This window comes from Salmonella sp. A1325, assembly GCF_056991255.1.
Window position 1 is genome coordinate 354094 of sequence record NZ_JAMLWO010000002.1, and the last position, 20363, is coordinate 374456.

Annotated in this window: 22 protein-coding genes and 1 other RNA gene; 9 read left to right on the forward strand and 14 right to left on the reverse strand. The window is 53.2% G+C overall.

The features are described from left to right. Positions 1-4: 4 nt before the first annotated feature. Positions 5-583: a YecA/YgfB family protein gene (locus NAZ64_RS05600; protein ID WP_000027236.1), complete on the reverse strand. Its 579-nt coding sequence runs from the start codon at positions 581-583 to the stop codon at positions 5-7. Between the two features lie 166 nt (positions 584-749). On the opposite strand from NAZ64_RS05600, the gene zapA reads away from it, so the two are divergent. The 3 genes from zapA to NAZ64_RS05615 all read left to right on the forward strand — a co-directional run bounded on the left by zapA (position 750) and on the right by NAZ64_RS05615 (position 1921). Continuing rightward, positions 750-1079 (forward strand): cell division protein ZapA, encoded by a 330-nt coding sequence (zapA, locus tag NAZ64_RS05605; RefSeq protein WP_001276011.1) that lies wholly within the window; start codon positions 750-752, stop codon positions 1077-1079. Between the two features lie 41 nt (positions 1080-1120). Continuing rightward, positions 1121-1304, forward strand: a non-coding RNA gene (gene ssrS / locus NAZ64_RS05610) — 6S RNA. A gap of 20 nt (positions 1305-1324) precedes the next feature. After that, positions 1325-1921: a 5-formyltetrahydrofolate cyclo-ligase gene (locus NAZ64_RS05615; RefSeq protein WP_001519554.1), complete on the forward strand. Its 597-nt coding sequence runs from the start codon at positions 1325-1327 to the stop codon at positions 1919-1921. A 381-nt stretch (positions 1922-2302) separates the two neighbouring features. On the opposite strand, the gene serA is transcribed toward NAZ64_RS05615, so the two are convergent. Both serA and rpiA read right to left on the reverse strand, forming a co-directional pair. Next, on the reverse strand, positions 2303-3535 hold the full coding sequence (gene serA / locus NAZ64_RS05620; RefSeq protein WP_001151627.1) for a phosphoglycerate dehydrogenase: 1233 nt from the start codon (positions 3533-3535) through the stop codon (positions 2303-2305). A 266-nt stretch (positions 3536-3801) separates the two neighbouring features. Next, on the reverse strand, positions 3802-4461 hold the full coding sequence (rpiA, locus tag NAZ64_RS05625) for a ribose-5-phosphate isomerase RpiA (protein WP_000189741.1): 660 nt from the start codon (positions 4459-4461) through the stop codon (positions 3802-3804). A 152-nt stretch (positions 4462-4613) separates the two neighbouring features. Here rpiA and argP point away from each other — a divergent pair, with 152 nt between their 5' ends. Then, on the forward strand, positions 4614-5507 hold the full coding sequence (gene argP / locus NAZ64_RS05630) for a DNA-binding transcriptional regulator ArgP (protein ID WP_000828345.1): 894 nt from the start codon (positions 4614-4616) through the stop codon (positions 5505-5507). 167 nt (positions 5508-5674) lie between these two features. Here argP and NAZ64_RS05635 read toward each other — a convergent pair whose 3' ends face one another. The 6 genes from NAZ64_RS05635 to epd all read right to left on the reverse strand — a co-directional run bounded on the left by NAZ64_RS05635 (position 5675) and on the right by epd (position 11846). Beyond that, the gene (locus NAZ64_RS05635) at positions 5675-6421 is read right to left on the reverse strand and encodes an oxidative stress defense protein (RefSeq protein ID WP_000669854.1); all 747 of its coding nucleotides are present in this window, start codon (positions 6419-6421) and stop codon (positions 5675-5677) included. Between the two features lie 93 nt (positions 6422-6514). Next, positions 6515-7150 carry an arginine exporter ArgO gene (argO, locus tag NAZ64_RS05640; protein WP_000626863.1) on the reverse strand — a complete coding sequence of 212 codons (636 nt, stop codon included), beginning with the start codon at positions 7148-7150 and terminating at the stop codon, positions 6515-6517. 200 nt (positions 7151-7350) lie between these two features. Continuing rightward, positions 7351-8211, reverse strand: a complete 861-nt coding sequence (locus tag NAZ64_RS05645) for a small-conductance mechanosensitive channel MscS (protein ID WP_000389833.1) — start codon at positions 8209-8211, stop codon at positions 7351-7353. A 222-nt stretch (positions 8212-8433) separates the two neighbouring features. Beyond that, on the reverse strand, positions 8434-9513 hold the full coding sequence (gene fbaA, locus NAZ64_RS05650) for a class II fructose-bisphosphate aldolase (RefSeq protein ID WP_000034386.1): 1080 nt from the start codon (positions 9511-9513) through the stop codon (positions 8434-8436). A gap of 101 nt (positions 9514-9614) precedes the next feature. Then, entirely contained in the window at positions 9615-10778 is a 1164-nt protein-coding gene (pgk, locus tag NAZ64_RS05655) for a phosphoglycerate kinase (RefSeq protein WP_000111274.1), read from the reverse strand. Positions 10779-10799: 21 nt separating this feature from the next. Beyond that, positions 10800-11846, reverse strand: coding sequence for an erythrose-4-phosphate dehydrogenase (gene epd / locus NAZ64_RS05660; RefSeq protein WP_000218338.1), 1047 nt, complete (start codon positions 11844-11846; stop codon positions 10800-10802). 373 nt (positions 11847-12219) lie between these two features. Between epd and NAZ64_RS05665 the strand changes: the two genes are divergently transcribed. From NAZ64_RS05665 to NAZ64_RS05685, 5 genes are read left to right on the forward strand one after another with little or no spacing between them, the layout of a single operon-like run. Continuing rightward, positions 12220-12645, forward strand: a complete 426-nt coding sequence (locus tag NAZ64_RS05665; RefSeq protein ID WP_183059929.1) for a PPC domain-containing DNA-binding protein — start codon at positions 12220-12222, stop codon at positions 12643-12645. A 25-nt stretch (positions 12646-12670) separates the two neighbouring features. Beyond that, a complete protein-coding gene (locus tag NAZ64_RS05670) occupies positions 12671-13249 on the forward strand; it encodes an ECF transporter S component (RefSeq protein WP_483640884.1) in 579 nt (192 codons plus the stop codon). Then, on the forward strand, positions 13250-13957 hold the full coding sequence (locus NAZ64_RS05675) for an energy-coupling factor transporter transmembrane component T (protein WP_220569638.1): 708 nt from the start codon (positions 13250-13252) through the stop codon (positions 13955-13957). Next, the gene (locus NAZ64_RS05680; RefSeq protein WP_001534176.1) at positions 13945-14622 is read left to right on the forward strand and encodes an ABC transporter ATP-binding protein; all 678 of its coding nucleotides are present in this window, start codon (positions 13945-13947) and stop codon (positions 14620-14622) included. Before NAZ64_RS05675 ends, NAZ64_RS05680 begins: the two co-directional genes overlap by 13 nt. Then, positions 14616-15305, forward strand: a complete 690-nt coding sequence (locus NAZ64_RS05685; RefSeq protein ID WP_023210130.1) for an ABC transporter ATP-binding protein — start codon at positions 14616-14618, stop codon at positions 15303-15305. The genes NAZ64_RS05680 and NAZ64_RS05685 overlap by 7 nt, the downstream gene beginning before the upstream one ends. Here the strand turns inward: NAZ64_RS05685 and NAZ64_RS05690 are convergent. From NAZ64_RS05690 to NAZ64_RS05710, 5 genes are all read right to left on the reverse strand, one after another. Next, positions 15274-15990, reverse strand: coding sequence for a nucleoside/nucleotide kinase family protein (locus tag NAZ64_RS05690; protein WP_220569637.1), 717 nt, complete (start codon positions 15988-15990; stop codon positions 15274-15276). The two genes, NAZ64_RS05685 and NAZ64_RS05690, sit on opposite strands and share 32 nt — an antisense overlap. Next, positions 15987-16496 carry an MltR family transcriptional regulator gene (locus tag NAZ64_RS05695; RefSeq protein WP_000209974.1) on the reverse strand — a complete coding sequence of 170 codons (510 nt, stop codon included), beginning with the start codon at positions 16494-16496 and terminating at the stop codon, positions 15987-15989. Before NAZ64_RS05695 ends, NAZ64_RS05690 begins: the two co-directional genes overlap by 4 nt. A gap of 213 nt (positions 16497-16709) precedes the next feature. Next, on the reverse strand, positions 16710-17681 hold the full coding sequence (gene glpX / locus NAZ64_RS05700; protein ID WP_001519647.1) for a class II fructose-bisphosphatase: 972 nt from the start codon (positions 17679-17681) through the stop codon (positions 16710-16712). Further along, the gene (locus NAZ64_RS05705) at positions 17678-18952 is read right to left on the reverse strand and encodes a zinc-binding dehydrogenase (RefSeq protein ID WP_000853171.1); all 1275 of its coding nucleotides are present in this window, start codon (positions 18950-18952) and stop codon (positions 17678-17680) included. The genes glpX and NAZ64_RS05705 overlap by 4 nt, the downstream gene beginning before the upstream one ends. Positions 18953-18975: 23 nt before the next feature. Continuing rightward, a complete protein-coding gene (locus NAZ64_RS05710) occupies positions 18976-20355 on the reverse strand; it encodes a PTS mannitol transporter subunit IIBC (RefSeq protein ID WP_220569636.1) in 1380 nt (459 codons plus the stop codon). Positions 20356-20363: the final 8 nt, after the last annotated feature.

Below are 20363 nucleotides of genomic sequence, written 5' to 3' on the forward strand. Positions count from 1 at the left end.
TTTCTTAGTGTAGCGTCGGTTTACGCACTTCCGGCGCGGTCGGCTGTTGGCGCGTGAAAGTGTCATGACATAACAACGCCGCAACACGGACATATTCGATGATCTCTTCGAGCGACATCTCCAGCTCTTCCTGATCTTCGCTCTCATCATAACCAAGCTGCGCAATATTACGCAGGTCGTCAATCGCTTCACCCGTTTCGCCGGTGACTTTATCAAGTTTAGGCTGCGTTACGCCGAGGCCAAGCAAAAAGTGGTTAACCCACCCGGCTAATGCATCTGCGCGATCGAATACGCTGACATCGTCGCCTTCAGGCAGATAAAGCTGAAAAAGAAAGCCGTCGTCTTCCAGCGCGTCGCTGGTCGCCGCGTGCATTTTGCGCAGCGCCTGAGCAAGCTCATGCCCGAAGGCCAGACCTTCGTTCGTCAGGTCGTGCAACAGCGGCTGCCATGAGCTGTCGTTGTTGCCGCCGCAAATCATCCCGCTGATTAAACCATGCATTTCAGCCGGGGTCAGACCGGCCCCTTGTTGATTCAAAAACCGGTTCATTTCGTTGTAACCAGGCATTTCGTTCTGTATAGACATAAGCATTCGTCATCAAAGGGAGGATATTCATGATATGCTACCACTTTGGACCCTGGTGAACCAGAAAAGGGCTTGTATCTTCACACCAGGGTAGCTATAGTGTCGCCCCTTCGCGGACCCTGGGTCTGGAGACGAAGGCAGCGCAGTCAATCAGCAGGAAGGTGGCATGTCTGCACAACCCGTCGATATCCAAATATTTGGCCGTTCACTGCGAGTGAATTGCCCGCCTGACCAAAGGGATGCGTTGAATCAGGCTGCGGACGATCTGAATCAGCGGTTGCAAGATCTGAAAGTTCGCACTAGAGTCACAAATACTGAGCAGTTGGTTTTCATTGCCGCATTGAATATCAGCTATGAGTTAACTCAGGAAAAAGCGAAGACCCGCGATTACGCGGCGAGCATGGAACAACGTATTCGGATGCTACAACAGACCATCGAACAGGCGTTGCTTGATCAAGGTCGCATAACCGAAAAAACGGGCCAAAACTTTGAATAACACTTTTCGCTTTACTATGGTAAAGTGATTGTGAAAACAGAATTTCTCTGAGATGTTTGCAAGCGGGCCAGTCCCCTGAGCCGATATTTCATACCACAAGAATGTGGCGCTCCGCGGTTGGTGAGCATGCTCGGTTCGTCCGAGAAGCCTTAAAACTGTGACGACACATTCACCTTGAACCAAGGGTTCAAGGGTTACAGCCTGCGGCGGCATCTCGGAGATTCCCCTTCTGACTGGCGACAGCCATGACGCAACTTCCCGAACTCTCTTTATCACGACAAGAAATCCGCCGAATGATTCGGCAACGTCGCCGTGCGCTGACGCCAGAGCAGCAACGCCGCTTTGGTCAACAGGCCGCCGCCCGAATGCTCAGCTTTCCTCCCGTCGTGATGGCACACACTGTCGCCGTGTTTCTCTCCTTTGATGGCGAACTCGACACCCAGCCGCTGATAGAACAGCTATGGCAAGCGGGCAAGCGCGTCTACCTTCCGGTTCTTCATCCCTTTAGCCCTGGCAACCTCCTGTTCCTGCACTATCATCCGCAGAGTGCGCTGGTGACCAACCGCTTAAAGATCCAGGAGCCACGGCTTGATGTCCGCGACGTATTGCCGCTGGCAAAGCTGGATGTGCTGGTAACACCATTAGTGGCGTTTGACGAAGACGGGCAGCGCCTGGGGATGGGCGGCGGATTTTATGACCGTACGTTGCAAAACTGGCAGCAGCATAAGATCCAGCCCGTGGGCTACGCGCATGATTGCCAGTTAGTAGAAAAGCTGCCGGTTGAAGAGTGGGATATCCCGCTGCCTGCGGTGGTGACGCCGTCCAAAATTTGGGAGTGGTAGCCGTGTTTTGCCAATTGACAGCGTCGCTTTTTTGACCTAAATTTCTCGGTGAAGGGTGAGGGAGGCGAACCTCCCTCCTGCGTACTCTCTGTTAATATGCTGGCGTAGCGATGATTAACAGGATCAGCAGCATGATGACGTATCTCATCATCGTCCCTTTCCTTTTTAGAGCCCCTGCTTCGGTAGGGGCTTTCCCGTTTCAGCGCTATGCTGAGCCCTTATCGTAAATTCCTTTTATTGCTGTACAACACGCAACGCTGCCTTTAATTACCAATTGCGGCAAGGCTCGAAAACAGAATGTATGCGTTACACGAAGAGATGTTGAGGCAGGGAAACCAGAAGAAAGGATGGGCAGGTCATCTCCTGCCCATTTAGAGGAAATTAGTACAGCAGACGGGCGCGAATGGTGCCCGGAATCGCCTTCATCGCCAGCAGCGCTTTCTCCGCCACATCGCCATCGGCTTCTATATCAATTACCACATACCCCATTCGGGCGGAGGTTTGCAGATACTGTGCGGCAATGTTAACGCCCTGCTCGGCAAAGATCTGGTTAAGCGCGGTCAATACGCCCGGGCGGTTTTCGTGGATGTGCATCAGGCGACGACCGCCGTGCAGCGGCAGCGACACTTCCGGGAAGTTCACAGCGGACAGCGTCGAGCCGTTATCCGAGTACTTAATCAGTTTTCCTGCGACTTCCAGACCGATGTTTTCTTGCGCCTCCTGCGTCGAGCCGCCGATATGCGGCGTCAGGATCACGTTATCGAATTCGCACAGCGGAGAGGTAAACGGATCGCTATTAGTGGCCGGTTCCGTCGGGAAGACGTCGATAGCCGCCCCCGCCAGATGTTTCGTCGCCAGCGCGTCGCACAAAGCCGGGATATCTACCACCGTACCGCGCGCGGCGTTAATCAGCAGCGAACCCGGCTTCATCAGGGCTATCTCTTTTGCGCCCATCATGTTTTTGGTGGAGGCGTTTTCAGGTACGTGCAGACTGACCACATCGCTCATATTCAGCAATTCAGACAGGTGCTGCACCTGAGTTGCGTTACCAAGCGGCAGTTTATTTTCAATATCATAGAAATAGACATGCATCCCCAGCGATTCCGCCAGAATGCCCAACTGCGTTCCGATATGGCCGTAACCGATAATGCCAAGCTTTTTACCGCGCGCTTCGAACGATCCCGCCGCCAGTTTATTCCATACGCCGCGGTGCGCTTTGGCGTTCGCTTCCGGCACGCCGCGCAGCAGCAGCAATAGCTCGCCAATCACCAGCTCCGCCACGGAACGGGTATTCGAGAATGGCGCGTTAAAAACCGGAATACCGCGTTTTGCCGCCGCATTTAAATCCACCTGGTTGGTGCCGATGCAAAAACAGCCAATCGCCACCAGCTTCTCTGCGGCGTTAATCACTTCTTCTGTCAGATGAGTACGGGATCGCAGACCGATGAAGTGGGCATCGCGGATGGACGCTTTCAACTGTTCAGCGTCCAGCGCGCCCTTGTGATATTCAATGTTGGTGTAACCTGCCGCACGAAGGCTTTCCAGCGCCTTTTGATGCACCCCTTCAACCAGCAGAAATTTAATTTTATCTTTCTCCAGCGATACCTTTGCCATTTCCCCGATCCTGTCTTTTTTTGCCATCTGATGTTGTGTGTGGATTTGCATCCGTCCTTCAACATATCAAAAAAAATTATCACGGCAATATGAACGTTTGCGCCAGCGTCGTGAAGGAATCGTATACAACGGGAAATAGCAGATGAAAATACCGGGAATAACTTTTTCTTTGGAGGGATCGGCAGGGCAAACGATTAAACGTGATACATGTCACCAAATTTGCCCTGACCGAATTTTTTACGCGGCAGGAAATACGCCTGGCGGGATCATTTTACGATGGTTTTCACCCCGTCCGGCGTGCCGATCAGTGCGACATCGGCGCCACGGTTGGCGAACAACCCTACGGTCACGACGCCCGGAATCGCGTTAATGGCGTTTTCCAGCGCGATGGGATCAAGGATTTCCATACCATAAACATCCAGAATCACGTTGCCGTTATCCGTGACCACGTTCTGACGGTACTCCGGACGCCCGCCCAGCTTCACCAGTTGACGAGCGACCGCACTGCGCGCCATCGGAATCACTTCGACCGGCAACGGGAATTTGCCAAGAATATCTACCTGCTTAGAGGCATCCGCAATGCAGATAAATTTCTCCGCCACGGAAGCAATAATTTTCTCACGGGTTAATGCCGCGCCGCCGCCTTTGATCATCTGCATATGACCGTTGATTTCGTCCGCGCCATCGACATAGATACCCAGGCTATCCACTTCGTTGAGATCAAACACATGAATACCGAGGCCTTTGAGTTTTTCAGTCGAGGCGTCCGAGCTGGAGACCGCGCCTTCAATCTGGCCTTTCATTGTGCCCAGCGCATCAATAAAGTGTGCGGCCGTTGAGCCTGTACCAACGCCCACAATGGTGCCGGGCTGTACATACTGAAGTGCCGCCCATCCTACCGCTTTTTTCAGTTCATCCTGCGTCATAGATCGTTTCGCCTGTGGTGTGAAAATACAGCCGCATTATAGAACATTGTCGGGAAAAATCTCCGTGTCCGTACACAGGCTACGGATTTCATCTGTACCGACGGCAAATTTATGTCATAGTGCGGAAAAAATAACAGGAGCATGACACAACAATGAAACGTCCGGACTACAGAACACTACAGGCGCTGGATGCCGTTATACGTGAACGAGGATTCGAGCGCGCCGCCCAGAAGCTGTGCATCACGCAATCCGCCGTCTCACAGCGCATAAAACAGCTTGAGAATATGTTCGGACAACCTTTGTTGGTGCGTACCGTTCCTCCTCGCCCCACGGAGCAAGGGCAAAAATTACTGGCTCTGCTGCGTCAGGTTGAACTGCTGGAAGAAGAGTGGCTGGGCGATGAACAAACCGGCTCTACGCCGCTGCTGCTATCGCTGGCGGTTAACGCCGACAGTCTGGCGACCTGGCTGCTTCCGGCGCTGGCGCCGGTGCTGGCGGACTCCCCTATCCGTCTCAATTTACAAGTGGAAGATGAAACGCGCACGCAAGAACGTCTGCGTCGCGGCGAGGTGGTGGGCGCGGTGAGTATTCAGCATCAGGCGCTGCCCAGTTGCCTGGTGGACAAACTGGGCGCGCTCGACTATCTGTTTGTCGCGTCAAAGCCGTTTGCCGAGCGCTATTTCCCCAATGGCGTTACCCGGTCGTCGCTGCTGAAAGCGCCCGCCGTCGCGTTCGACCATCTGGATGATATGCATCAGGCCTTTTTGCAACAGAATTTCGATCTACCGCCCGGCAGCGTGCCGTGCCATATCGTTAATTCATCCGAAGCGTTTGTACAGCTTGCGCGTCAGGGCACGACCTGCTGCATGATCCCTCACCTGCAGATTGAGAAAGAGCTGGAAAGCGGCGAGTTGATCAACTTAACGCCTGGTTTGCTACAACGCCGGATGCTTTACTGGCACCGCTTTGCCCCGGAAAGCCGGATGATGCGCAAAGTGACCGACGCGCTGCTGGAGTACGGGCACAAGGTGCTGCGTCAGGATTAGCCTCTCTATGAATGCCGGATGGCGGTGTGAACGTCTTATCCGGCCTGCATGACCCATTATTCCCTCGTCACCTCTTTGAAATTCATCACAAAATCATTGCGTTCAGGCGGCAAAAACCGAGAACACCGGGAGAAAACGCGGCCTGGAAGCGCCCAGGCCGGGCGAGATTACTGCGTGCTGGCGGCCGTTGTCGACGTCTGCCCTGTTCCAGGTTCAAGCTGGAATACCACATCGACCTGATCGTCGAACTGAATGGTCGGCTGCTCGTAAGTTTCCTGCGCGGATACCGGCGCAGCATCTGCGGCTTTCATCATTCGCACCACCGGACTCGGCTGATAATTAGAGACATGGTAACGAACGCTGTAAACCGGCCCCAATTTGCTGTTAAAACCGGCTGCCAGCGCTTGCGCCTGATGAATCGCGTCATCAATGGCGGCTTTACGGGCCTTGTCTTTATAGGCGTCCGGTTGCGCCACGCCCAGCGATACCGAACGAATCTCGTTCAGACCCGCCTTCAGCGCGCCGTCCAGCAGCGAATTGAGTTTATCTAACTGACGCAGCGTCACCTCAACGGTTCGCACCGCGCGATATCCTTTCAGAATGCTTTTACCGTTTTGGTAATCATAATCCGGCTGCGTGCGCAGATTCGCCGCGCTAATGTCTTTTTTCGCAATCTGATTTTGCTCAAGGAAGGAAAGATATTGCGCCACGCGCTCATCGGCCTGCTTCTTCGCCGTCGCCGCATCCTTCGCCGCGACGTTCACTTCAATCGCTAAGGTGGCGATATCAGGCACAGCATCGACGCTTGCCGTACCGGAAGTCACGATGTGCGGGCCTTCCGGCAGTTCGCTTGCCTGCGCCGACATTGCACTTAAACCCACTAATGCCGCCAGGGCCATCACTTTGAACTTCACAGTCTCTCCTCCATATTGCAGTCATTGCCCTGATATACAGGGCGCATGCAGGCAAGCTTAGCGTATATCGGCCTGTTGTCCATCAGACAACGCTTAGTTGAAAAGCGCGTGCATATGCGCGACGCCTTCCCGCGCCAGTTGGAAGGCGATAAGCCACATCACCACCCCAACCAGAATGTTGATAATGCGTTGAGCTTTCGCCGTACGCAGTCGAGGCGCAAGCCAGGCCGCCAGTAGCGCTAACCCAAAAAACCATAAGAACGACGCGCTAATCGTGCCGAGAGCAAACCAGCGCTTTGGCTCCATAGCCAGTTGCCCGCCGAGACTGCCCAACACGACAAACGTATCCAGATAAACGTGCGGATTCAGCCACGTTACCGCCAGCATCGTAGCAATAATTTTCCAGCGCCCCTGCTTCATAACCTCGGCGCTGGCCAGCTCCAGATTACTGCTCATTGCCGTTTTCAGCGCGCCAAAACCGTACCATAACAAGAACGCGACCCCGCCCCATGTGACCAGCGCCAGCAGCCATGGCGACTGCATCAGTAACGCGCTACCGCCAAAAATACCGGCGCTAATCAGGACTAAATCACTTAACGCGCAAAGCAGCGCTATCATGAGGTGGTACTGGCGACGGATTCCCTGATTCATCACAAACGCATTTTGCGGGCCAAGCGGAAGGATCATGGCGGCGCCAAGGGCAAACCCTTGAAAATAATAAGATATCACGTTAACTACCCTGAGCTGTTTTTCTTAAAGGCAGACTATAGCGCGGGAATATTATTAGCGGAAATTGATAATTTTAATCACTAATAAGAAAAGCTAATGAAGAGACTGAATAACGGATGGCGGCTACGCTTATCCGCTCAATAACCAGAGAATACTGGAGGCGGATAAGCGCAGCGCCGGCAGGCAGCGCGAGAGAAAAATTACTCCGCGGCGTTATCTTTCACACGTTTAAAATTGACGTCCATCTGCGGGTACGGGAAGCTAATACCAGCGGCGTCGAATTCACGTTTAATACGTTCCAGCACGTCCCAGTAGACATTTTGCAGGTCGCTGCTTTTACTCCAGACACGCACCACAAAATTAATTGATGAGGCGCCCAGCTCATTCAAACGTACCGTCATTTCGCGATCTTTTAAAATACGATCGTCGGACTCGATAATCGTCGTTAGCAGCTGTTTCACCTGATCGATATCCGAATCGTAGGCCACCCCAATAATGAATTCGTTACGGCGAACCGGCTCACGAGAATAGTTGATGATATTTCCCGCGATAATTTTGCCATTCGGAATCACAATAATTTTGCCGTCTACCGCGCGCATTGTCGTGGAAAAGATTTGCACGTTCAGTACCGTACCGGCAACGCCGCCCAAATCGACATACTCACCGGCGCGGAACGGACGGAACATAACCAGCAATACCCCAGCCGCAAGGTTAGAAAGCGATCCCTGTAATGCCAGGCCAACGGCTAAACCGGCGGCGCCCAGTACGGCAATAACCGAGGCGGTTTGAACCCCCACGCGACCCAGAGCCGCAATCAGCGTAAAAGCGATAACCCCATAGCGCACCAGCGCAGAAAGAAAGTCGGCCACTGTCGCATCAATATGACGCGCACGCATCAGACGATTTACCGTATTGGAGATCACGCGCGCTACAATCAAGCCGATGATGATAATAGCGATAGCCGCAACAATATTCACAGCATAGCTGAGCAATAACGCCTGGTTGCGTACCAGCCAGGTGCCCGCACCATTTATGCTGTCGACAACATTCAAATCTTCCATTCAATATTCCTTGGTCATAGCAAAACAAGCAAATGAGATCATTCTCACGAAAAGAACTTTTTAAAGGTAAACAAAAACAGAGGAATATGCCATTTTTCGGCATCATCCCCAAAAAGGCAGGCACACTGTGAGTTGGCCGGATGAAAGCGTTAACGCCGCTCTCCGGAAATAACGATAAAAAAATGGCTTCCCGAGGGAAGCCATTTTAATCAACAGACTACATTACAGAACGTCAATCGCGTTCAGTTCTTTAAATGCTTTTTCCAGACGAGCGATCATCGAAGTCTGGCCAGCACGCAGCCATACGCGCGGGTCATAGTATTTCTTGTTCGGCTGATCTTCGCCTTTCGGGTTGCCCAGCTGACCTTGCAGATACGCTTCGTTTTCTTTGTAGTAGTTCAGAACACCTTCCCAGGTTGCCCATTGGGTATCGGTATCGATGTTCATTTTCACTACGCCGTAGCTTACGGAGTCTTTGATTTCCTGAGCAGTAGAACCGGAACCGCCGTGGAAAACGAAGTTCAGGCTGTTGTGCGGCAGGTTGTGTTTCTTAGAAACATAGTCCTGAGAATCACGCAGAATGGTCGGGGTCAGAACCACGTTACCCGGCTTGTAAACGCCGTGTACGTTACCGAAGGAAGCGGCAATGGTGAAACGCGGGCTGATTTTGCTCAGCTCAGTGTACGCGTAATCAACGTCTTCCGGCTGGGTGTACAGGGCAGAAGCGTCCATGTGGCTGTTGTCCACGCCGTCTTCTTCACCACCGGTGCAACCCAGTTCGATTTCCAGAGTCATGCCAATTTTGGACATGCGCGCCAGGTATTTGGAGCAGATTTCGATGTTTTCGTGCAGAGACTCTTCAGACAGGTCGATCATGTGAGAAGAGAACAGCGGTTTACCGGTAGCCGCGAAGTGTTTTTCACCCGCGTCCAGCAGACCGTCGATCCACGGCAGCAGTTTCTTCGCGCAGTGGTCAGTGTGCAGGATAACCGGAACACCGTAGTGCTCAGCCATCTGGTGAACGTGATGCGCGCCAGAGATAGCGCCCAGGATTGCCGCGCCCTGAGGTACGTCAGTTTTCACGCCTTTACCCGCGATGAAGGAAGCGCCGCCGTTGGAGAACTGAACGATGACCGGTGCTTTAACTTTTGCAGCGGTTTCCAGAACAGCGTTGATGGAATCAGTGCCCACGCAGTTAACTGCCGGCAGAGCAAAATTGTTTTCTTTTGCTACCTGGAACACTTTCTGTACGTCATCACCAGTGATCACGCCTGGTTTTACGAAATCAAAAATTTTAGACATGTTTCGTTGTCCTGTATCGTCGGGCTTTGGGAAAAAACACGGGCCGCCCTGAATGTCAGATCGGCAATAAATCAACGGGCAGGAATCCCTGCCCGTAACGATTACTTCTTAGCGCGCTCTTCGAGCATCGCTACGGCTGGCAGAACTTTACCTTCCACGAATTCGAGGAATGCGCCGCCGCCAGTAGAAATGTAGGAAATTTTGTCAGCAATGCCGAACAGGTCGATTGCCGCCAAGGTGTCGCCGCCGCCAGCGATGGAAAACGCTTCGCTATCAGCGATGGCATTTGCCACGATTTCAGTCCCTTTACGGAAGTTCGGGAACTCAAACACGCCAACCGGGCCGTTCCACAGAATGGTTTTGGCATTCTTGAGGATTTCAGCCAGCTGCTGAGCGGAAGCATCGCCGATATCCAGGATCTGCTCGTCTTCTTTCACGTCGTTAACGGATTTCAGAGTCGCCGGTGCGGTTTCGGAGAACTCAGTGGCAACGCGAACATCGGTCGGAACCGGGATATCGCAAGTGGTCAGCAGACGTTTTGCTTCGTCAACCAGGTCAGCTTCGTACAGGGATTTACCGACGCTGTGGCCCTGAGCGGCAACGAAGGTATTGGCGATACCGCCGCCGACAATCAGCTGGTCAGCGATTTTAGACAGGGAATCCAGAACGGTCAGTTTGGTAGATACTTTAGAACCACCAACGATAGCCACCATCGGACGAGCCGGCTCTTTCAGCGCTTTACCCAGCGCATCCAGTTCAGCGGCCAGTAGCGGGCCTGCGCACGCGACGTCAGCAAATTTGCCGATACCGTGGGTAGAAGCCTGCGCGCGGTGCGCAGTACCAAAGGCGTCCATCACGAATACGTCACACAGGGCGGCATATTTTTTAGACAGCGCTTCGTCGTCTTTCTTTTCGCCTTTGTTAAAGCGAACGTTTTCCAGAACCACCAGCTCACCTTCGGCCACGTCAACGCCGTCCAGGTAATCTTTGACCAGGCGAACCGGGTTAGACAGTTTGTCTTTCAGGTAGTTAACAACCGGCAGCAGAGAGAATTCTTCGTTGTACTCGCCTTCGGTAGGACGACCCAGGTGGGAGGTTACCATCACTTTCGCGCCCTGTTTCAGAGCCAGTTCGATGGTCGGCAGAGAGGCGCGGATACGCGCGTCGCTGGTCACTTTCCCTTCTTTAACAGGTACGTTCAGATCCGCACGGATAAAAACGCGTTTCCCGGCCAGATCCAGATCGGTCATCTTAATTACAGACATGGTGAATCCTCTCAATGATGCTTAAAGTTTTGTCGACGCTGACGCGTCGAGCCTGAAACCAACTGCGGCCATCGCTAACGTGGTGTCGAGCATCCGGTTAGCAAAGCCCCATTCATTATCGCACCAGACCAGCGTCTTGATCAGGTGGGCGCCACTGACCCGGGTTTGCGTGCCATCAACAATGGCGCTGTGCGGGTCGTGGTTAAAATCTATCGAGACCAACGGTGATTCCGTATAGTCAACTATACCATGAAATGCACCTTGTGCTGCTTTTTGCAGCAACTGGTTGACTTCACTGGCTTTTACTGGTTTTTTCACCGTCACGCTTAAATCGATCGCCGTCACATTAATGGTTGGAACGCGCACGGCAATCGCCTCAAAACGGTCGTTAAACTGCGGGAATATACGCGTAATGCCTGCCGCCAGTTTTGTATCTACCGGGATAATCGACTGGCTGGCCGCGCGCGTGCGCCGTAGATCGGAGTGATACGCGTCGATCACCTGCTGATCGTTCATCGCGGAGTGGATCGTCGTGACGGTACCAGACTCGATGCCGTAAGCATCATCCAACAATTTAATGACGGGGATTATGCAATTCGTGGTACAGGACGCGTTTGAGACAATACGATGTTCCGCACGCAGTTGGTTCTGGTTCACGCCAAAAACGACGGTGGCGTCAAGATCGTTGCTGCCCGGATGAGAAAAGAGCACTTTCTTCGCGCCAGCGGCAATATGCGCCTCGCCATGCTCCCGGTTGCCATATACGCCCGTACAATCCAACACGACATCCACGCCCAGTTCGCGCCACGGCAGATCCGCCAGCGTTCGTTCATGCAGAATACGAATGACATCGTCGCCAACAAAAAGCTGCTCGCGCTCGTGGCGAACCTCCCATGCAAAACGCCCGTGGCTGGTATCGTATTTCAACAAATGCGCCATGCCTGCGGCATCCGCCAGCTCGTTGATGGCCACCACGGTAATTTCCGCCCGACGTCCGGATTCATACAAAGCACGAACCACGTTACGCCCGATGCGACCAAAGCCATTAATCGCTATGCGTACGGTCATAGGTCTCCTGCAAGGCTATCCCGATTCAGATGAGGCTGACAGAGTAATGCAGCTCATCGTCGAGTAAAACCTCACCTGTCGCAAACTGCGACTGATTGGTTAATTGTCGAACATTTAATTAACTGAAACGCTTCAGCTAGAATAAGCGAAACGGGGAATAAAAGGAATGTTTGTCCAGTCGAAGAAGACAGTTATCTGACCTGCATCACATTTCATGGCCGCTTACGCTGCAATTTATTCCATATTTAAGAATCACCAGTTCATCCGTCAGATCTTTTCATCGTCGCGTCACAAATACTGATTTATATCAGAAAGCGCTGTCGCCAGCGTCTATATTATCAGCGCCACGTCCGAGTCTCGGAGTCCTGTAACGATGATTGTATCTCACCACAATGCCTCTACAGCGCGCTTTTACGCGCTTCGTCTGCTTCCCGGCCAGGAAGTGTTTTCCCAATTACACGCCTTTGTGCAACAGAACCAATTACGTGCAGCCTGGATAGCAGGGTGTACCGGCAGTCTGGCCGATGTTGCGCTGCGTTATGCCGGGCAAGAGGCGACCACATCGCTCACCGGCACGTTTGAAGTTATCTCGCTAAACGGCACGCTTGAATTGACCGGCGAGCATCTGCATCTCGCGGTATCGGATCCCTACGGGGCCATGCTCGGCGGCCATATGATGCCAGGGTGTACCGTGCGTACCACGCTGGAACTGGTTATCGGCGAGCTGCCAGCGCTGACGTTCAGCCGCCAACCGTGCGCCATTTCCGGTTATGACGAACTGCATATTTCTTCCCGTTAATTGACGACTCTTTAAGAGGTACTTTATGGCGCGTCGCCCGTTTTCCAGCCAGTCTCTGGTGCTGATTGTCATCGCTATTGCCATCAATATGATTGGCGGACAGCTTATTAGCATGTTGAAGCTGCCTATTTTTCTCGACTCGATCGGCACCTTAATTAGTGCGGTACTGTTAGGGCCGTTCATCGGCATGTTGACTGGGCTTCTGACCAACTTGCTGTGGGGGCTGCTTACCGATCCTATCGCTGCCGCGTTTGCCCCGGTAGCGATGGTTATCGGTCTGGTCGCCGGGTGGCTGGCGCGCGCAGGCTGGTTTCGTACCCTGCCCAAAGTGATCGTCAGCGGGGTCGTCATTACGTTAGCGGTGACACTGGTCGCCGTACCGCTTCGTATCGCGCTTTTTGGCGGCGTTACCGGTAGCGGCGCTGATTTGTTCGTCGCCTGGATGCATTCAATGGGCCAAAACCTGGTGGAGTCTGTCGCGATTACTGTCATAGGCGCTAATCTGGTCGATAAAATTCTGACGGCGATCATCGTTTGGGTGCTGCTGCGTCAGCTACCGTTACGTACGACACGGCATTTTCCTGCGATGTCAGCCGTACGCTAAATGCATCCGTTTACCTCGTTAACCTTATGGGCGCTGGCGGCCTGCACCACGCTGCTACTCCCTGCGCAGACCGTGCTCCCGGTTTATAGCGCGGCGGCCTTCCTCTGTCTGCTGGCGCTGAAATCAACGCGGCGGCGGACGAAGTATGTCGCCTGGCTGATGCTGTCTTTAGGGTTTGGGCTATGGCTGGTACATGGCGGTTGGCTAACGGAATGGATAAGCGGGCAGCCTCGCGATCCGCAGCGCTGGATATATGCCGTTACGCTATGGCTACGCCTGCTGGCGATCGTGTCGACGTCGCAGCTATGGATGCAGTATGTGCCGGTTCAGCGGTTTATTCGCGCCCTGTTCGCTTCACGTCTGCCCCCCGGCATCGCTTACCTGTTCGCTGGCCCGCTGCTGGTCGTCGAACAGCTCAAACGGCAACTGACGATCGTTTATGAAGCCCAGCGCGCGCGCGGCGTACCTCTGGATGAAGGCTGGTATCAGCGGCTACGGGCAATGCCTGCGCTGATCGTGCCGCTTACGCAAAATGCGCTTAACGATCTGACAATACGTGGCGCGGCGTTGGATATGCGGGGGTTTCGGCTGCATCGAGCCCGAACCACGCTGTGGGCACCGAAAGATAGCGTGTTACAACGGGTTGCGCGGTATGGCATGGTACTGCTAATACTGGCGGAAGCGGGAGTATGGATATGGTTACGTTAGAGCAGTTTCGTTATCTTCCGTCCGATGCGACACGCCCGCCGGCATGTTTTGATTTCCACTATTCAACACCCGGAATAGTGGCGATAGTCGGCGATAACGGCAGCGGAAAAAGTACGCTGGCGCAACTGATGGCTGGCTGGTATCCGGATTATCTCCCCGGTGATATTGACGGCACAGGCTTACTGCTTGGCGTCCCTATCGGGCAGCTCCCGCTGGTAGAACAGTCGCCCACCATCCAGCTGGTGCAGCAATCGCCTTATTTACAGCTTTCCGGCTGTACCTTTAGCGTAGAGGAAGAGGTGGCGTTTGGCCCGGAGAATCTCGGCCTCCATGAAGCGGAAATTCTACGGCGCATTGACGAGGCGCTGACTCTGACAAACTGCCAGTCGTTACGCCATCGTCATCCCGGCACGCTCTCCGGCGGCGAAACGCAGCGGGTAGTGATTGCCAGCGCGCTTGCCATGCAGCCCAGATTATTAGTTCTTGATGAAGCCTTCAGTCGGCTGACGTCAGCGGCCACCGGGACACTGCTGGAACGGTTACAACAGTGGGCGCTGGAACGTCATTCTCTCATTGTGCTTTTTGAACGTAATCACTTTCCTTTTCTGACGCGATGCCAGCGGGTATGGCAATTGCGCGACGGAGCGCTAACCCCATTATGTTGACGTTAAATCAGGTCGCTTATCGCTGGCCGGATGCCGCAGCCGACTGTCTGCACGCTATCTCGCTTGAACTTCGTGACGGCGAATGGCTGGCGTTGACCGGCGATAACGGCGCGGGAAAATCAACGCTGTTACGGATTATGGCCGGCCTGCTTTCCCCCGCTTCCGGCTCGGTAACGCTTAATGGAGAGCCGATTGCGCAGCTTAAAAATCGTCAACGCGCCGCCGCTATCGGCGTACTATTTCAGGAAGCGGAAAACCAGATTTTCCACAGCAATGTCGCACAAGAGGTCGCTTTTGGGCTGAAACTACAACGCTTATCGGCGGAGGAAATTTCACGGCGCACGCAGGCCGCGCTGCGGTTATGCCAGCTAACGGACGTCGCCGAGGCGCACCCGCTTGATCTGCACGCCGCGCAGCGCCGGATGGTGGCGGTCGCCAGTCTGGAGGCGATGGCGCCGCCTGTGTTATTGCTGGATGAACCCAGCCGGGATTTTGACGCCCACTGGCTAACCGTATTTGAACACTGGCTGGCGACATGCCGGGCACGGGGAACCAGCGTCGTCGCGATTAGCCATGACGCTGCGTTTACCCGGCGTCATTTTTCACGGGTGGTACGGCTGCATAATGGCGCGATAACGCCGCGTAACATCATTAAGGACACGCCATCCGATATTCGCCCGTAGAGGTCATTTCCAGCATGAGATCGACTGGCAGGCTACTTTCCAGCACCCGGCGCACATTTGGGCCGTCGGTGCGTTCATAAAAGGTTTCCGCCTCCGCCTGTGATAATCCTCCCGCCAGTTTACGTCCAATCAACCGGGCGCGTAAGGTTTCCGCCGGGGCGCGAATAAATAATGAGAAATCGCAAAACTCCGCTAACGCGCGCCATCTGTCGTCATCACGCAGGAGCCAGTTTCCTTCCACAATCACGATCGGCGCCGTGACCACAACAGCGTGTTCCACCGGGTCGTGCCGCTGTCGGTCGTACTGCGGCCAGGTCGCTTCGCCAGCCCGCACCAGACGCAGATTTTCCGCCAGCTTATCAACGTCAAAGGTTTCCGGCGCGCCTTTACAGGCACGTAAATGATGCGCCTCCAGCCAGCGGTTATAGTAATGAAAGCCATCCATGGGAAGCGTTTGAATTTCCGGCAGGCCAGCATCCTGACGAGAGAGATATTCCCAGAAGGTGGTCAGCGTGGATTTGCCTGTGCCGGGCGGCGCGCTAAGAAAAACGATGGTACGGCGCTCAGGTTTAGCGGCATGTATTTTAGCCAATTGTTGCAGTAAGGGCTTGTGAACCTTCTCTATTTCATCATCATGATAATGTGCTTCAACGTGCAGCCCATTAACCGTTAATGCGATTTTCACGGCGTTAATTCCTTTAAAATTGTCGTTACCGCCAGCGCCATCGCCGTTTTGACCATACCGGTAAAACGCACCTCAGACCACGCAGCGAAGTCGGCAAACTTCATCGACTCCAGCGCGCCATATAAGGGCGCATTACGGGTAATACAGTTAACGTTACTGATGAAGTCCCAGGTAATGTCGTCGGCAAAACCGGGAATCGCGTCCTGTTCATGCAGGTACTGATAAAACTGAGAAAAATGGGTGATGTCAGCGTAGAGCCATTTATCCATTTTCCCCAGCGCATAAATCAGACGTAATGCAACGTCGATATCGTCAAGCGGCCCGCTTTGAGCGAGTAACGGCTTCACTGCATATTCCACAATTTCTTCATCATTATCGACAAACAGCGACGGCAGAAAGCGCTTAATGCCCTGGAGCAAAATGTTATGTGCCGTCGTCATAAACGAAAGTAAATTATTTTGAGCATCCAGTTGCTCAAGCACATCGTCTTCTGTCAGCGTCGTCATTTGTGTCCCGATATACTCATCGTCTTTCAAGCTACAGGTGGGCGTGGACTTGCCACCGTCCTTCATCCTGAAAAGCCCAGAGTATATACCCTAAATAATTCGAGTTGCAGACAAGCGGCAAGAGAGAGAACCACCAGGAGCTTACATGAGTAAGTGACTGGTGTGAACGCGCGTCGCCAACGTACTTGCAACGTGAAGAATGACGGGGATAAGTCACCATGAATGCAGAGAGTCTATAATATTACACGTTCGATCTGCGCTACCGATCAGTAAAGTTTGCGTGCGCACACCGTTCGCAACCCGCTGGATCCCGTTAACCAGATCGCCGCCCGTAACGCCCGTCGCGCTAAAGAGAATGTCGTTACCGGCAGCCAGCTCGTCAAGGGAGTAGACGCGGTTAACCGCAACGCCCATTTCTTCGCAGCGTTGACGCTCCTGTTGCGCCACCAGGCGGTTGTCAGCGTTGTCCCCTTTCGCTTCACAAAAGTCGAGCAGCTCCGCCTGCATATCACCGCCCAGCGCTTTTACCGCACAGGCGGAAATCACGCCTTCAGGCGCGCCGCCAATGGTATACATCAGATCATAAGGGTTATCCTGCAAACAGGTCAGGACGCTGGCCGCCACATCACCATCGGGGAGAGCGAATACCTTAACCCCAAGTTGCGTCGCCTGTGTAATGGCCGGTTTCAGCCGCGGTTTATCTAACGTGACCATACGCAGATCCTCCAGCGGCTTATTTAGCGCCCTGGCGACATTTCGCAGGTTATCGGTTAACGATAACGCCAGATTAATCACGCCTTTCGCCTGCCGATTTACAACCAGCTTTTTCATATACATATCGGGCGCATGTAACAAGCTGCCCCGGGGCGCAAACGCCATGACGGCCAGCGCATTACTTTGTCCCATGGCGACCATTCGGGTGCCTTCTATAGGATCGACGGCGATATCCACCTCCGGCCCCTCGCCGTTACCCACTTCCTCGCCAATCCACAACATGGGCGCATGATCGATTTCCCCCTCGCCGATGACGATCCGCCCACGGATGGCGATATCATTCAATGCCTGTCGCATCGCGGTAACAGCCAGCCCATCAATTCTGTTCTTATCGCCGCATCCGGTTTGCGGCCAGGCAGCCAGTGCTGCCTGCTCCGTAATGCGAAATAGCGGCCATGCCAGAGACATCATGCCGCCTCCCCGATATCCACGCCAAATTGCGCCAGCAGGTATCTTTCCGCTTTTTCGTTCCAGATACCGTGCGTCTCTTCAACCAGACGCGCCAGCTCCCTGAACAACGGATCCGTTTTTCCTTTTTCGGCGAAATCAGTAATCGCCGTCAGCGGCATGGTGACGCCGTTATAGATAAGCTTCTTACCGCCGGGAATATCCGGCAGGTTGAGTACGGTGTCCGGTACTGCATCCAGCCCACCAATATGCGTCACCATGAATGAAGGCTGAAGCTGTCCTGTTGCGCTTAACGTAATAGCCTCTTTCATATCCTCCGTGGAGCCGCCGGATGTCCCTACGACATGGGTACTGTTGTAATGCACATTGTAGAAATTAAACGGTACCTTGAACTGGCTATCTGTCGGCCCGGCAAAGAAATTCAGGCAACCGTCTTCGGCGAGAAGATCGTCAGCCATTTCAACGACGGACGGAACGGCGGCATAAACAAAGACATCATCAAATCCTGCGCCATCGGTTAATGTCCGAAGTTGCGCAGCAGGATCAGCCATGCCCGCGGTATTCACATAGATAAGCTCAATGCCCTTCTCAGCGGCCTGTTTGACCGGCAGCAGTTTTTTAGCCTGCGCCAGGCGGGCTTCATCGATATCGACCACCACAACTCGCGCCGGCTGGATCCCGCCGTTAATGGCATAATCAATCGCACCAATGCCCATCGGTCCGGCACAGGCCAGGAGCGCGATATTACCGCCGGGTTTGACTCCCATCCGATGTTCATAAACATAAGGTGTTGTATGGTAATTGGCGTTATAAGCGCCAATAATGCAGCACATCGGTTCCGCCAGCGATGCCGCGGCAAAATATGAGCCGTGATACGGTAAAACACAGCCCAGATTAATCGCTACTTCCGGGATTATCATGTACGTGGCGTTACCGCCAAAATATTCGTAACTGTAGCCAGCAGAATAACCGCTCGGCAGGCCCATCGCCGGTTGTAAAACAAAACGCTGTCCTTTTTTATATTTATCAGTCAGATTTTTTCCTACTTCGACGATAATTCCAGCACATTCATGCCCCGTAATGACTGGATGATTTTCCAGATCATCTGGCACTCGTTTATGTTCACTGCCTAATAAAGCGGCTTTCCAGGTAGAGAGGCATACGCTGTCGGAAATTACGCTTACGAGCAGTTCATTCTCCGTAATGTCGGGTAATTCAAACTCACGGATACGGACATCCCGCTTGCCATATATAGCAGCTACTTTCGTTTTCATATTTACTCCAGAAACCTGAAATATTAATTCGATGTCAAATGGTTAAATAAATCATCAAGGCACGGATCGCCAATATAGTTTTTAATAAGTATTAAGGGCTTATCGCTGACTCGCTTAACCCGTCCTTCAAGGCTGGCGTGGGTAACGATAATATCGGCATCATCCGGTACATTTTCGATAGCGTAATGTTTAACGTCGATAGTCAGGCCCGCCTTTTCCAGACGTCGGCGGAACGTTGTGGCGCCCATTGCGCTGGAGCCCATCCCCGCATCGCAGACAAAGGCGATACGTTTCACGTCGCGATATGAAAATTTGCCTTCTTGCTTCATGGCTTTCACCGCTTTAGCGGAATCACTAAAAGTATCTTCGCTGTCGGCTTCGCTACTTTTTTCCATTTTCAAAATGAAAGCGGTGATAATAAAGGTCACTGCCGTTCCCGCCGTTACGCCAGCAATCGTAGCAAGGAAAGAACCTTTCGGCGTCAGCGCCAGGTAAGCGAAAATTGACCCCGGGCTTGGCCCTGCAACCAGGCCGCCATCCAGCAGGTTAAACACCCATGTTCCGCTCATCCCGCCGGCAATCATGGCGATGAGTGTTAATGGCTTCATCAGCACATAGGGGAAATAGAGCTCATGAATCCCCCCGAGGAAATGGATAATCATGGCGCCAGGCGCAGATTTCTTTGCCATTCCTTTGCCGAATAGCGTAAAGGCAAGCAGCAAACCTAAGCCAGGCCCCGGGTTAGAGGCCACCATAAAGAAAATGGACTTTCCGGTTTCCGACGCCTGTTGCATTCCCAACGGATAATAAACGCCCTGATCGATGGCATTGTTCAAAAAGAGGATTTTTGCCGGTTCATTGATTAAAGACAGCAGCGGCAGATAGCCCGCATGTACCAATGATTCAATACACTCCTTCACAAAGTTATTGGCAATAAGTACCGCCGGACCAATCACTTCAAAACCCAGCAGGCACAAAATCATCCCGGCGATACCCAGCGAGAAGTTATTAATCACCATCTCAAAACCGGCGGGAATCCGCTTCTCCGGCAACCGATCAATATATTTAATGACCAGACCGCCGAGAGGCCCCATAATCATTGAGCCAAGAAACATGGGGATATCAGCGCCGATGATAACGCCAATGGTGCCAATTCCCCCCATCACGGCGCCACGCTTTCCACCGACCAGATGTCCACCGGTAGAACCAATCATTACCGGCAGTAAATAGGTAATCATCGGGCCGACAATTTTGGCGAAATGCTCGTTTGGCATCCACCCGGTTGGAATAAATAATGCAGTGATAAAACCCCAGGCAATAAAAGCGCCGATATTGGGAATGACCATCGCGGTCAAAAATCCCCCAAAAGCCTGGACCTTTGCACGAGCAGACTTGTGTTCCATATTAATAT